Origin of the sequence: Alcaligenes sp. WGS1538, from assembly GCF_043187505.1 — a bacterium.
Taxonomy (GTDB): domain Bacteria; phylum Pseudomonadota; class Gammaproteobacteria; order Burkholderiales; family Burkholderiaceae_B; genus Alcaligenes.
In genome coordinates, this window is sequence record NZ_CP171109.1 from 3,413,099 (window position 1) to 3,425,351 (window position 12,253).

The 12,253-nt window shown below is 65.2% G+C and carries 13 protein-coding genes; 8 read left to right on the forward strand and 5 right to left on the reverse strand.

Features of this window, described 5'->3' with window-relative positions:
• Positions 1-31: 31 nt before the first annotated feature.
• Positions 32-1,381, reverse strand: coding sequence for a 16S rRNA (cytosine(967)-C(5))-methyltransferase RsmB (rsmB, locus tag ACF3ND_RS15875; RefSeq protein ID WP_394062153.1), 1,350 nt, complete (start codon positions 1,379-1,381; stop codon positions 32-34).
• 158 nt (positions 1,382-1,539) lie between these two features.
• Here rsmB and rimO point away from each other — a divergent pair, with 158 nt between their 5' ends.
• The 8 genes from rimO (at position 1,540) to ACF3ND_RS15915 (ending at position 8,429) form a co-directional block, all read left to right on the forward strand.
• Positions 1,540-2,859 carry a 30S ribosomal protein S12 methylthiotransferase RimO gene (gene rimO, locus ACF3ND_RS15880; protein WP_394062155.1) on the forward strand — a complete coding sequence of 440 codons (1,320 nt, stop codon included), beginning with the start codon at positions 1,540-1,542 and terminating at the stop codon, positions 2,857-2,859.
• Between the two features lie 34 nt (positions 2,860-2,893).
• The gene (locus ACF3ND_RS15885; RefSeq protein ID WP_394062157.1) at positions 2,894-3,418 is read left to right on the forward strand and encodes a gamma carbonic anhydrase family protein; all 525 of its coding nucleotides are present in this window, start codon (positions 2,894-2,896) and stop codon (positions 3,416-3,418) included.
• A gap of 40 nt (positions 3,419-3,458) precedes the next feature.
• Complete coding sequence (galE, locus tag ACF3ND_RS15890; RefSeq protein WP_394062159.1) at positions 3,459-4,466, forward strand: UDP-glucose 4-epimerase GalE; 1,008 nt, start codon at positions 3,459-3,461, stop codon at positions 4,464-4,466.
• Positions 4,467-4,582: 116 nt separating this feature from the next.
• The gene (locus ACF3ND_RS15895; RefSeq protein WP_394062161.1) at positions 4,583-5,671 is read left to right on the forward strand and encodes a Wzz/FepE/Etk N-terminal domain-containing protein; all 1,089 of its coding nucleotides are present in this window, start codon (positions 4,583-4,585) and stop codon (positions 5,669-5,671) included.
• Positions 5,672-5,913: 242 nt separating this feature from the next.
• Positions 5,914-6,678 (forward strand): aspartate/glutamate racemase family protein, encoded by a 765-nt coding sequence (locus ACF3ND_RS15900; RefSeq protein WP_394062163.1) that lies wholly within the window; start codon positions 5,914-5,916, stop codon positions 6,676-6,678.
• Positions 6,679-6,769: 91 nt separating this feature from the next.
• Positions 6,770-7,657: a LysR substrate-binding domain-containing protein gene (locus ACF3ND_RS15905; RefSeq protein WP_394062165.1), complete on the forward strand. Its 888-nt coding sequence runs from the start codon at positions 6,770-6,772 to the stop codon at positions 7,655-7,657.
• A 125-nt stretch (positions 7,658-7,782) separates the two neighbouring features.
• Positions 7,783-8,028 (forward strand): AbrB/MazE/SpoVT family DNA-binding domain-containing protein, encoded by a 246-nt coding sequence (locus ACF3ND_RS15910; RefSeq protein ID WP_394062167.1) that lies wholly within the window; start codon positions 7,783-7,785, stop codon positions 8,026-8,028.
• Positions 8,025-8,429, forward strand: coding sequence for a PIN domain-containing protein (locus ACF3ND_RS15915; protein ID WP_394062169.1), 405 nt, complete (start codon positions 8,025-8,027; stop codon positions 8,427-8,429). Before ACF3ND_RS15910 ends, ACF3ND_RS15915 begins: the two co-directional genes overlap by 4 nt.
• 132 nt (positions 8,430-8,561) lie before the next feature.
• On the opposite strand, the gene ACF3ND_RS15920 is transcribed toward ACF3ND_RS15915, so the two are convergent.
• From ACF3ND_RS15920 to ACF3ND_RS15935, 4 genes are all read right to left on the reverse strand, one after another.
• Positions 8,562-9,281 carry a TetR/AcrR family transcriptional regulator gene (locus ACF3ND_RS15920; RefSeq protein WP_394062171.1) on the reverse strand — a complete coding sequence of 240 codons (720 nt, stop codon included), beginning with the start codon at positions 9,279-9,281 and terminating at the stop codon, positions 8,562-8,564.
• A 48-nt stretch (positions 9,282-9,329) separates the two neighbouring features.
• A complete protein-coding gene (locus ACF3ND_RS15925; RefSeq protein ID WP_394062173.1) occupies positions 9,330-10,205 on the reverse strand; it encodes an oxygenase MpaB family protein in 876 nt (291 codons plus the stop codon).
• Positions 10,206-10,222: 17 nt separating this feature from the next.
• Complete coding sequence (locus tag ACF3ND_RS15930; RefSeq protein WP_394062175.1) at positions 10,223-11,437, reverse strand: FAD-dependent monooxygenase; 1,215 nt, start codon at positions 11,435-11,437, stop codon at positions 10,223-10,225.
• Positions 11,438-11,543: 106 nt separating this feature from the next.
• Complete coding sequence (locus tag ACF3ND_RS15935; protein ID WP_394065854.1) at positions 11,544-12,248, reverse strand: ABC transporter ATP-binding protein; 705 nt, start codon at positions 12,246-12,248, stop codon at positions 11,544-11,546.
• Between the last annotated feature and the right edge of the window lie 5 nt (positions 12,249-12,253).

The following is a 12,253-nucleotide window of genomic DNA, read 5'->3' on the forward strand; positions in this document are numbered from 1 at the left end:
AGAACAAAGTCGGAACCCTTATTGTGACGGCTCAAGCGCGACGCGTAAATAAAGCATAGAAAAAGCCGTCGCCATCGGCCAGGGACCTGCCCGGTACGCCGGGCAGGATCTGGCCCGGAGACGGCAGCAGCTCGGCTTCCCCGTGGCGGGCGAGGAAGGCTTCCACCTGCTGCTGGCCTTCGGCCGGAAAGATCGAGCAGGTCGAATACAGCAGGTGGCCGCCCACTCGCAGGGTGGACCACAAAGCGTCCAGAATGGTGCTCTGCAGACGGGCGGTGTCGGCCACATCGGACTCGCGCCGCAGCCAGCGTATGTCCGGATGGCGGCGCACGATGCCCGAGGCCGTGCAGGGCACGTCCGCCAGGATGGCGTCGAAAGGCCGGCCGTCCCACCATTGCGCGGGACGGCCGGCGTTGCCCTGCGCCACCCTCACATGCTCGCCGTCCAGCCCCAGCCGGCGCAGGTTCTGCGAGACACGCTGCAGGCGCTCGGCGTCCGAATCCAGGGCGAGCAGGGACAGGTCCGCCTGCTCCAGCAGATGGGCGGTCTTGCCGCCGGGCGCCGCGCAGGCGTCGAGCACGCGCATGCCGTCGCGCAGCGGCAGCAGCAGGCCGGCCTGCTGGGCGGACCAGTCCTGCACCGACCACCAGCCCAGGTCAAAGCCCGGAATGGCATGCACCGGCAAGGCCTTGTCCAGGGTCACCGCGCCCTGGCCGGGCGAGCTGGACGCGATGCCGGCCTCCTGCAGCACGGCGCGCAGCCGTTCCACCGTGCAGCGGCGCTGGTTCACGCGCAGCGTCAGCGGACCGGGGCGGTTGGCGGCCTGCAACAGTGCTTCCCAGTCTCGCGGATAGGCGCGGCGCAATTCCTTGACCCACCAGCCCGGATGATTCCAGCGGGCTTCTGGGCGGGACTCGACCTGCGTTAAAATGGCTTCGCGCTCGCGCGTGAAGCGGCGCAGCACGCCATTGACCAGCCCCTTGGACTGGCGCAGCGCGGCCTGGCTGTCGGCGGCGCGCACCGCCTGGTCCACCACCGTATGCACCGCGTATACCGGCACGTCGGGCCGGTCGGCGAAGGCTTGCGCGTCGGCCTGCACGCGCATGGCCGTATCCAGCAGCGCCAGCGACACCATCAGCAAGGCGTCCAGCCAGGGATTACCCGGCTGGCGCGGCACCAGCGTGATACGTATCTGGCGCGCATGGCCCAGGCGGCGCAGCACATGGAAGCTGACGGACTGCACCGCCGCCCGCGCAGGCGCCGGCGTGGCCGCCAGGCTGTCGGACAGCGATTTGCCCGCCAGCACGCCCTCCACATGGCGGGCGCTGAGCAGCAGGACTTCGGACAAGGGCAGGGATGGGGAAAGGTGCGTGTCGGACACTGGAAAACCGGTAGTAAAGAAAAATATGTCTGCGACTTTAGCACTATTTGACGCATTGGCCGGCCCGCAAACCAAAGACCGGCGCGCTTGAACACGCAGGACGTTAAAATCAACCCTATTTGCCAATTTCGAGCCATCCGGCTCCAGAAGGACCCTCTATGACCGCCCCCAAAGTCGGATTCGTGAGCCTGGGATGCCCCAAGGCCCTGGTGGACTCCGAACGCATTCTTACCCAGCTGCGCACCGACGGCTACCAGATCACCTCCAGCTACGACAACGCCGACGTGGTGGTGGTCAACACCTGCGGCTTCATCGACAGCGCCAAGGCGGAGTCGCTGGAGGCCATCGGCGAGGCCCTGGCCGAGAACGGCCGGGTGATCGTCACCGGCTGCATGGGCGTGGAAGAAAGCGTCATCCGCGACGTGCATCCCTCGGTGCTGTCGGTCACCGGCCCCCAGCAGTATGAACAGGTGGTGCGCGCGGTGCACGAAGCCGCCCCGCCCTCGCTCGAGCACAACCCCTACGTGGACCTGGTGCCGCCGCAGGGCGTCAAGCTGACCCCGCGCCACTACGCTTACCTGAAGATCTCCGAGGGCTGCAATCACAGCTGCTCCTTCTGTATCATCCCGTCCATGCGCGGCAAGCTGGTCAGCCGCCCCGTGGGCGATGTGCTGGGCGAGGCCGAACGCCTGGTCAAGGCCGGCGTCAAGGAACTGCTGGTCATCTCCCAGGACACCAGCGCCTACGGCGTGGACATCCGCCAGCGCACCGGCTTCTGGAACGGCCGTCCCGTCAAGAGCAGCATGGTGGACCTGAGCGCCGCCCTGTCCGAGCTGGGCGCCTGGGTGCGGCTGCACTATGTGTATCCCTACCCGCACGTGGACAACATCATCCCCCTGATGGCCGAAGGCAAGGTCCTGCCCTACCTGGACATTCCCTTCCAGCACGCCAGCCCCTCCGTGCTGCGCGCCATGAAGCGCCCCGCCTTCGAAGACCGCACGCTCTCGCGCATCAAGCAGTGGCGCCAGGACTGTCCGGACCTGACCATACGCTCCACCTTCATCGTGGGCTTTCCCGGCGAGACCGAGGACGACTTCCAGTACCTGCTGGACTGGATGAGCGAGGCCCAGCTGGACCGCGTGGGCTGTTTCCAGTATTCGCCCGTGGAAGGCGCGCCCGCCAACCAGCTGGACGGCGCGGTGCCCGACGAAGTCAAGCAGGAGCGCTGGGAACGCTTCATGGAGCACCAGCAGGCCATCTCCACCGCCCGCCTGGCCGCCAAGGTAGGCCGCGAGATGGACGTGCTGGTCGATGAGATCGACGAGGACGGCGACGCTGTCGCCCGCTCCAGCGCCGACGCGCCGGAGATCGACGGCAACGTGTTCGTCACCAGCGAGCAGCCCCTCCAGCCCGGCCAGATGGTGCGCGTGCGCATCACCGACTCCAGCGAGTACGACCTGTTCGCGCAGGCCCTGTAACCCCATGGGCCGGCGCTCCGGCCCCGCACAAGCCATGAGCATCTATCAACTGGACGAACACCGCCCCCGGATCGACGACAGCGCCTTCGTGGCCAGGGAAGCCACCCTGATCGGCAAGGTCGTGCTGGAAGAAAACAGCAGCGTATGGCCCGGCGCGGTCATACGCGGCGACAACGAGACCATCACCGTGGGCCGCGGCTCCAATGTGCAGGAAGGCGCGGTGCTGCACACCGACCCGGGCTTCCCGCTGGACATCGCCGAACACGTCACCATCGGCCACCAGGCCATGCTGCACGGCTGCACCATAGGCGCGGGCGCCCTGATCGGCATCCAGGCCGTGGTGCTGAACGGCGCCGTCATCGGGCGCGACTGCCTGGTCGGGGCCGGCGCCCTGGTCACCGAAGGCAAGGTCTTTCCCGAGCGCAGCCTGATCATCGGCTCGCCCGCCAAGGCGGTGCGCACCCTGAGCGATGAAGAGGTGGCCAGGCTGCGCCACAATGCCAAGGTCTACGCCGAGCGCGCCGCCCACTACAAGACGGCCCTCAAGCGCCTGGACTGAGCTTATTCCCTCGCCTCGTCATCTACTGGAGATTCACCCGATGACCCGCAAGATTCTCGTGACCGGCGGAACCGGTTTCATTGGTTCCCACACCTGCGTTGAACTGATCGCCGGCGGCTATCAGGTCCTGGTCCTGGACAATCTGTCCAACAGCCGGGAAACCGTCCTGGACGCCATCGAACAGATCAGCGGCGCGCGGCCCGGGTTCATCCGCGGCGACATCCGCGACCGCGCCCTGCTGGACTCGATCTTCAAGCAGCACGACATCGGCGCCGTCATCCATTTCGCCGGCTTGAAGGCGGTCGGCGAATCGGTCGCCAGGCCGCTGGACTACCATGACAACAATGTCGCCGGCACCGTCACCCTGCTGCAGGCCATGCAGCAGGCCGGCGTGCGCAGCTTGGTGTTCTCCTCGTCCGCCACCGTCTACGGCGACCCGCAGCAGCTTCCCATTCCCGAGGACCACCCCTTGTCGGCCACCAACCCATACGGCCACACCAAGCTGGTCCTGGAAGAAATCATGGGCCAGCTGTCCAGGAGCGAGCCGGGCTGGCGCATCGCCCTGCTGCGCTACTTCAACCCCGTGGGCGCGCATCCCTCGGGCCTGATCGGCGAAGCCCCGCAAGGCGTACCCAACAACCTGATGCCCTATGTGGCGCAGGTCGCCAGCGGCCAGCGCGAACGGGTGCAGGTCTTCGGCCAGGACTACGACACCCCGGACGGCACCGGCGTGCGCGACTACATCCACGTCATGGACCTGGCCCAGGGCCACGTCGCCGCCCTGCGCTACCTGCAGGACAACGAGCCCGAACTGCTGGCCGTGAACCTGGGCACAGGCCGCGGCTATTCCGTGCTGGAGATGATCCAGGCCTTCGCGCGCAGCAGCGGCCGGGACATTCCCTACACCATCGCGCCGCGCCGTCCAGGCGACATCGCCGCCTGCTGGGCCGATACGCGCCTGGCGCGCGAAAAGCTGGGCTGGACCGCAGTCAGGGACATACAGGAAATGTGCGACGACGCCTGGCGCTGGCAGGCCAGGCAGTCATAGAACGGCAATGGGAAACGGGTAGGCTGGACGCCGGTCCCCTTTCCTGGCAAGAACGACAGCACGGCACCAAAGGCGTAATCTAGCGCCCTGCTTTCATTTTCTTTCAAATAACAATTATGAATTCGCTTCCACCTTCTACACAGGATCTCGGGTTCCCGGACATTCTTCAGGCTCTTTCCCGTAAAAAATGGTTTCTTCTGGGCGGCGCCCTGCTGTTCGCCTGTATTTCCTTGGGTTACGCGCTCTACGCGGGCCCGACTTACAAAGCCACCGCCATCGCGGCCATGACGACGCCCGTCGATCTGAACAGCTACAACGTTGGCGTGCAAACGGCCGGGCAGGCCCTCGACGAAATCATGCTGACTTCGGACCCGAAATCGGACTGGGTGCAGATGACGCCTCTCAAGGACCTTACACCCAAGGAGGCTTATGCCATTTTTCTGCGCCACCTGAACTCCACCCATAATCGGGTCCAGTTTTTCGAAGAGTTCTATCTTCCGGCAAACGGCCTGGACGCCGCCAGCCTCCCTCTCGTGGAACGCGACGCCCACTGGACTCGCTACATGCAATCGCTGCTGATCGCCATGCCGCATAAGGATACGCCGGACGCGCCCGTGATGCTCAACCTGAGGGACAAGGATGCGTCCAGGGCAGCCTCTTTGCTCAATCAGTATGTTGTCCTTGCCCTGACGACAAGCCAGCAGGAGCTCCAGCAGACGCTGCGCCACGATGTGCAGTCCCGCATACACGTCATCGACCAGCAGATCCAGGCCATGCGCGCGACAGCCGCCTCCAACCAGCAGGCCCGGATCGTTCAGTTGCGCGACGCCCTGGAGCTGGCCAGTCGGATCAACCTGGAGCAGCCGGCACAGCAAGGCAATGTCATCACCTCCTTCACGGGCGACACCATGTATCTGCGCGGCTCCAGGGCCCTGAAAGCGGAATTGCGCCAGGTGCAGGCCCGTCAGGACAATGATCCCTACATCGAACGCCTGGACAGCGTGATGCGCAGGCGCAACCTGCTGGAGACGATCGACACGCGCGCCATCCAACTGCAGGCCGCCACGATGGACCAACCTGCCATGGTCCCCCAGCTCCCCGTCATGCCCGCCTACCAGTTCGCCCTGTGGGGTGTGCTGGCGGGCCTGCTTGCCGGGGCTGCGGCGACTGTCATTGGCCTTTACCTGCGGCAGGCGCGCAATTGAAGCCCGCGTGCCATCGCCAACGGCGATGGCACGTTGACAGATGATTGATTTGCAAGGCGGAAGGCGGCCTCTAGAATGAAACCGTGAAGAGCTCCGGCCCGAGGGCCGGAACTCCCCGCCACGATTCAGGGGCGCCCATGGCGCCGGATTGCAAATAATGCCTCGCTTGACCTCGGCTCGAAGGCCTAGGCTTGCGCCTGGAGCGTGGTCAATCTAAAAACCTCATTCAGAGACAGACCGCTATGAAAACCTACCGCATCGGCCAGATCGTCCCAAGCTCCAACACCACCATGGAAACCGAGATTCCTGCCATGCTGCAGGCTCGCTACGCCGAGTTTCCGGAAGAGCGCTTCACCTTCCACTCCTCGCGCATGCGCATGATGCACGTGAACCCCGAGGAACTGAAGGCCATGGACATCGCCAGCGACCGCTGCGCCGTCGAACTGAGCGACGCCCGCATGAACGTCATGGCCTACGCCTGCCTGGTGGCCATCATGGCCCAGGGCGACGGCTACCACCGCGTCTCGCAGGCCCGCCTGCAGAACACCGTCAAGGAAAACGGCGTGGAGATCCCCGTGCTGAGCTCGGCGGGCGCCCTGGTCGATACGCTGAAGGAATTCGGCTACAAGAAGGTCTCCATCATCACCCCCTACATGAAGCCGCTGACCAAGCGCGTGGCCGACTACATCACGGCCGAGGGCATCGAAGTGCAGGACTCCATCAGCCTGGAAGTGTCCGACAACCTGGAAGTGGGCCTGCTGAACCCCGAGAACCTGCTCGAGCACGTGCAGCGCCTGAACCATGACGGCGTGGACGCCGTGATCCTGTCCGCCTGCGTGCAGATGCCTTCCCTGCCCGCCATCCAGCGCGCCCAGGACCTGATCGGCAAGCCCGTGCTGTCGGCCGCCGTCTGCACCGTGTACCAGATGCTCAAGACCCTGGGCCTGGAAACCCGCGTGCCCAACGCCGGCCACATCCTGTCCGGCGCCAAGCCCCAGCAGGCCTGATCGCCCGCATCGTTGCGCAAAGCCCTGCCGGTCTGCGCCGGCAGGGCTTTTTTCATATCGTCGATGAAGAAAAAAACGATATGATGCGTGCATGAAACTGGACCTCCTGACCCTCAAACTGTTTGTCCGGGTACTGGAAGAAGGCACGATCAGCCAGGCGGCCGAGCGCGAGCACATCGCCGCGGCCGCCGTCAGCCGCCGCATCGCCGACCTGGAACAGGCCCTGAACACCACCTTGCTGGTGCGCACCAACAAAGGCGTCAGCCCCACCGCGGCGGGGCTGGAGCTGCTGTACCGCTCGCGCGCCCTGCTCAACAGCGTCGAGGACATCGAATCACGCCTGCAGGCTTATTCACAGGGCCAGCAAGGCCTGGTCCACATCCTGGCCAACACCTCGGCCATCTCGCAGTTCCTGCCCGCGCCGCTGGGCGAATTCGGGCGGCTGCATCCCAGCATACGGCTGCAGCTGGAAGAAAAGACCAGCCTGGACATCATCCGCGCCCTGGCCGACGGCAAAGCCGACCTGGGCGTGTTCACGCGCCTGCCCTACGACGCCGACATCGAGGCCTATCCGTTTCGCAGCGACGAACTGGTGGTGCTCGCACCCCTGGACCACCCCCTGGCCCGGCACGAACGCCTGCGCTTCGAACAGACCCTGGAACACGAGCAGATCACCCTGCTGCCCGGCACGCAGATCAACTACCAGATCACCAAGGTCGCCATGGAAGCCAACCGTTCGGTGCGCGTGCGCACGGAAGTGTCGGGCTACGACGCCATGTGCCTGCTCGTGAACGCCGGCATGGGCATCGCCATCCTGCCGCGCGAGAGCGCCCGCATCTACAAGGTGCCCCAGACGCGCATGATAGAACTGGAGGACGACTGGAGCCGGCGAGACATCCTGATCGGCGTGCGCCGGCGCCGGGACCTGCAGCCCAGCGCCCAGACGCTGCTGAACTTCCTGCTGCAGACCGCGTCCTGAACCCGAAAAGCCGGGCTTCACTCGCCTTGGCGCCCGCATGCGCCTCGGGCTCGCCAAGGTTTGACCCTGCGGCATGAAAGTAGCACGATACCCTATAACGTAATACTTTCACCCGGGAGACCGCTATGACCGAGGCCACCACTCTGACATCAAAGGGACAAGTGACCGTGCCTAGGGATATACGACAGCGAATGGGGCTGAAGCCCGGCGACAAGATCACCTTCTCGCTGCTCAGCGACGGGACCCTGGTTGTGCGGCCCAAGCTGCGGCATGTGTCGGACTTGGCCGGGCTGCTGCATAAACCGGGTAGAACACCTGTGCCGCTCAAAGAGATGACTGTTGACCTACCAACCGATGACTCCGTCTCATGAGCATAGCCATAGACACAAGCGTGCTCGTCCGGCTTCTGACTCGCGACGATGAAACACAGTGCGCGGCAGCAGTTCGGATCGTGCAGGCCGCTGCGGAAGAAGGCACGCCAGTGTTGATTTCGTCGGGTGTACTTCTGGAAACGGAATGGGTGCTGCGCAGCCGCTACAAGCTTTTGCCGGCGGAGATCCAGCAGGCCTTCAATGCGGTCCTGGAGACACATGAGCTCGTCGTGCAAGAGCCTGCCGTACTGGAAGAAGCCCTCAAGCTATGGCGCAACTGGGCTGGCGCTGACTTTGCGGATTGCATGCACATTGCCAATGCGGTTCAGAATACACGTCCCCTGGCTACATTCGATCAAAATGCTGCCCGGCTGCCCGGCGCAGCGATTATTTCTCTTTGACCGGATAGCAAGATTTCCTTTACCTCTATCTACCCGCCGACTTGCCGCCTACGAGCCTTTGGGCAATTCGAGCTGTAAATCGGGGCGGGTCCAAGTAAAGTTTGGCATAGAAAAAAATTTAAATTCAACAGGTTAGGATTTCCCTGCAGGGCTTCGCAATGATTCGCCCTGGCGCACCGCTTCGGCTTGCAGCCCCGCCGTCACGAAGGCCACGATCTGCTCGAACACCTCGCCGGTGTCGTTCGGATCGCAGACCACCGGCGCCAGCTCCTCCAGGCGATGCGTGTCGGAGAACGCGTACATGTAGGCGCCTATCATCAGCACCATGCGCCAGTACACATCGCGCGCCGGCAGCTGCGGCAGGATTTCCTCCAGCAGGTGCACATAGGCGCGCGTGGAGGCATCGTAGGCCTCGTTGCGCAGCTTGTAGGAGATCTCCGCCGGTTCCGTATGCAGGCGCGCCTGCAGGCGCAGGAAGCGCCGGCCGCCTTCGGTCTCGCGCAAGGCGATGGTCGGCGCCAGGAAGGCGCGCACGACCTCTTCCACCCGGGCCGCGCCGGACTGGGCGCGAATCTGTTCCAGGCGCCGCAGGCGCTCGTCCGAGATCAGGCGGCCGCGGCGGATGAAGACGGCCTCGTACAGGCCGTACTTGGACCCGAAGTAATAATTGATCAGGGCCTGCGTCACGGCGGCGCGCTGCGCGATGGTGCGCAGCGTGGTGCCCGCGTAGCCGGTTTCCGAAAACTCCTGCTCGGCCGCATCCAGGATGCGTTCGGACGCATTGTCGCCCACCCCTTCCGGCCGTCCCGGCCGGTCGCGCTTGACCCAGCGCCCTGCGGCGGCTGATGGCATACCCATTCTCCCCTTCGATGATTCCTTATTTTCCGCCGAACGGCCCGTTCACGACAGCCCCATGCGTCGCCGGGCCCTGTGCATAGAGCCGTTGCGCGTCGCCCAGCGCAAGCCCTGCGCCATGGTCGATACAGCGGCCAGGCGCCAGCGCTGCTCCAGCCCGGAAGGCTCATGCCCGAAGCAGGCCTGCGCCCAGGGCGGCAGCAGATCCAGGGCCGAGGCCATGAAGATCCGGCCAGCCAGCGCCTTGGGGCCCTTGAACTGGTCCGCGGACTGCCTCAGGATGCGGGCGACCTCGCGAGTGCGCTCATCCACCACGACCAGGGCGCGATGCCGGTCCATGCACTGCTGCAAGGTCTCCCGGTCCCACGCCAGCCCGGCGTCCGCTCCCAGGGCCTGGGCCACGACCCGGTATTCACGGATGTAGCGATCCTGAAGCTCACCGGCCAGGTCGGGACGACGATAGCGCAAGTGCGCGCGCAAAAAGCTGTAAGCCTGGCTGTGATGCACCCAGGCCAGCAGCTCGGGATCATTGGCGTCGTACGACGTGCCGTCGGGCAAATGGCCGCGCACCCGCTCATGCAGGCGTCGCACCCGGGCGATGAACTGCTCGGCCTGCTCACGTCCGCCATAGCTGACGGCCGAGATGAACTGGGCCGTGCGCGCCAGGCGGCCATGCAGGTCCTGGCGGAAATTGGAGTGATCCCAGACGCCCGCCAACACCCGCGGATCCAGCATCTGCAAGTACAACGCCGCCACTCCGCCTATCAGCATGGAGGTGAAGTCCGAATGCACGATCCATACCGCCGAATCCGGACCGAACAGCCCCGGGTCTCCCGGCGGCACGGTAAAGTCCACCGGACTGGAATCCAGCCCGGTGACGGCGTGAATCTGGTCTTCGATGCGCTGGCGCAGAAATTGCAATCAGGGTCTCCGTAAGCTCAGGACGAAACCGGCGCGGTTTCCGGATGGAAGTCAGTGGCATTATACGAATACACCCAATCGGTCTTGATGCCGCCGGCATGCGGATTGCGGGCCTGCTGCTCGCGGTAGGCGGCGTCGCGTCGCGCCTGCTCCTCCTTGTCGGCCAGGTGATAGGTGCGGCCGCGCTCCCTGGCCTCCAGCTGCACGCGGCTGGTGCGCGGCAGGCGCTCCTGTTCGTAGCGCTGCAGGGCCAGCGCCAGATTGTCGGGCCAGGCCGCCAGGGCGGCGGCCAGCACATACGCATCCTCGATCGCCATGGCGGCGCCTTGCGACAGGAACGGCAGCATGGGGTGGGCGGCGTCGCCCAGCAGCGTCACGCGCCCCTGCGTCCAGGTCGCCATCGGGTCGCGGTCGAACAGGCCCCACCGATAGACCTCCTGCACGCGCTCGAACAGCCGCTGGATGTTGGGGTGCCAGCCCGCAAACGCCGCCAGCATCTCCTCCCGCGTGCTGCGCACGTTCCAGGACTCCTCCACCCAATCGCTGGTCTCGTTGACCGCCACGATGTTGACCGCCTTGCCGCCATTGACGAAGTAGGTAACGACATGGCTCTTGGGGCCGAACCAGAAAGAGGCTTCGGGCGCCACGAAATCGGGCATCTGCTCGAATGGCACGACGGCGCGATAGCACATATTGCCGGTGAAGTGGGGCGCCTCGGCGCCGAACAAGGCACGCCGCACCTCCGAGCGCACGCCGTCGGCGCCGACGATCAGGTCCGCCTCGAAGCGGCTGCCATCGGCGAAATGCGCCACGGCCTTGTCCGCATCCTGGCTGATGCCCACGCACTGGGCATTGAACGTGACGCGCGCATCGCCCAGCAGACGAGTCAGCAGCTCATGCAGGTCGGCGCGATGCACGTGGAAGAACTCGGCGCCGTACAGGCGCGGGCAGTCCGCCTTCAGGGGGATGCGGAAGCTTTCCTCGCCCGTTTCCCAGTTGCGCCCCACCAGCGCCTCGGGCAGGAAGCCCACGGCCGCCAGGGCGTCGTGGGCGCCCAGGGCATTGAGCACCTTCACGGCGTTAGGCGTCATCTGGATGCCCGCCCCCACCTCGCCGAAGGCCGCCGCCCGCTCGAACAGGTGCACCTCGATGCCGCGCTGCGCCAGCGCCGCCGCCAGCGTCACGCCGCCGATGCCCGCGCCCACCACTCCCACTTTCAAGGTCTTGCTCATGTTCTCTTCCTCCGCCCGTCCAGCGGGCAACAACTTTAATTTAATTGATCGAATAAATAATTTAAGCCCGGATCAGTACGCGCCGCCGCGCACCCCAGATTCCCGTTCAACCGCCCAGGTAGGCGCTCAGCAATTCCGGATCGTCCCGCAAGCTGGAGCTGTCCTTCTCGGCAATCACCTGTCCGGTCTCCAGCACATAGGCCCGGCTCGCCACGCTCAAGGCGTTGTGCACGTTCTGTTCCACGACCAGAATGGACACGCCGTGCTCGCTGATCTCCCGCACCACTTCGAACACTTCCAGCGCCATCTTGGGGCTGAGGCCCAGGGACGGCTCGTCCAGGATGAGCAGCTCGGGTTCGGACATGAGCGCCCGGGCGATGGCCAGCATCTGCTGCTCGCCGCCGCTCAGTGTCCCGGCCAACTGGCGGGCGCGTTCCTTGAGGCGCGGGAAACGATGAAAGGCGATGGCTTTGCGGCGCTCGACTTCATTGCGCGACCGTATCAGGTACGCGCCCAGCTCCAGGTTTTCCTCCACGCTCATCTCCGGCCAGACATGGCGCTCTTCGGGGCAGTGCGACAGGCCCAGGCGCAGGATATGTTCCGGGCTGCGTCCCTGGATTTCCCGGCCCTTCCAGCGTATGGCGCCCGCCATGGGCCTGATCAGGCCGGAGATGGCCCGCAGCGTCGTGGACTTCCCGGCGCCGTTGGCGCCCAGCAGGGCCACGACTTCCCCGGGCTGCACCGTCAGGCTGACCTCGTGCAGGGCCACCAGGTTTCCATAGCCGGCCACGACCTGCTCCAGTTCCAGCAAGGGCG

Excerpts from the sequence above, each read along its gene's own strand:
- rimO (WP_394062155.1), top strand. The coding sequence starts at position 1,540 with ATGACCGCCCCCAAAGTCGGATTCGTGAGCCTGGGATGCCCCAAGGCC.
- ACF3ND_RS15885 (WP_394062157.1), top strand. The coding sequence starts at position 2,894 with ATGAGCATCTATCAACTGGACGAACACCGCCCCCGGATCGACGACAGC.
- galE (WP_394062159.1), top strand. The coding sequence starts at position 3,459 with ATGACCCGCAAGATTCTCGTGACCGGCGGAACCGGTTTCATTGGTTCC.
- ACF3ND_RS15895 (WP_394062161.1), top strand. The coding sequence starts at position 4,583 with ATGAATTCGCTTCCACCTTCTACACAGGATCTCGGGTTCCCGGACATT.
- ACF3ND_RS15900 (WP_394062163.1), top strand. The coding sequence starts at position 5,914 with ATGAAAACCTACCGCATCGGCCAGATCGTCCCAAGCTCCAACACCACC.
- ACF3ND_RS15905 (WP_394062165.1), top strand. The coding sequence starts at position 6,770 with ATGAAACTGGACCTCCTGACCCTCAAACTGTTTGTCCGGGTACTGGAA.
- ACF3ND_RS15910 (WP_394062167.1), top strand. The coding sequence starts at position 7,783 with ATGACCGAGGCCACCACTCTGACATCAAAGGGACAAGTGACCGTGCCT.
- ACF3ND_RS15915 (WP_394062169.1), top strand. The coding sequence starts at position 8,025 with ATGAGCATAGCCATAGACACAAGCGTGCTCGTCCGGCTTCTGACTCGC.
- ACF3ND_RS15920 (WP_394062171.1), bottom strand. The coding sequence starts at position 9,281 with ATGCCATCAGCCGCCGCAGGGCGCTGGGTCAAGCGCGACCGGCCGGGA.
- ACF3ND_RS15930 (WP_394062175.1), bottom strand. The coding sequence starts at position 11,437 with ATGAGCAAGACCTTGAAAGTGGGAGTGGTGGGCGCGGGCATCGGCGGC.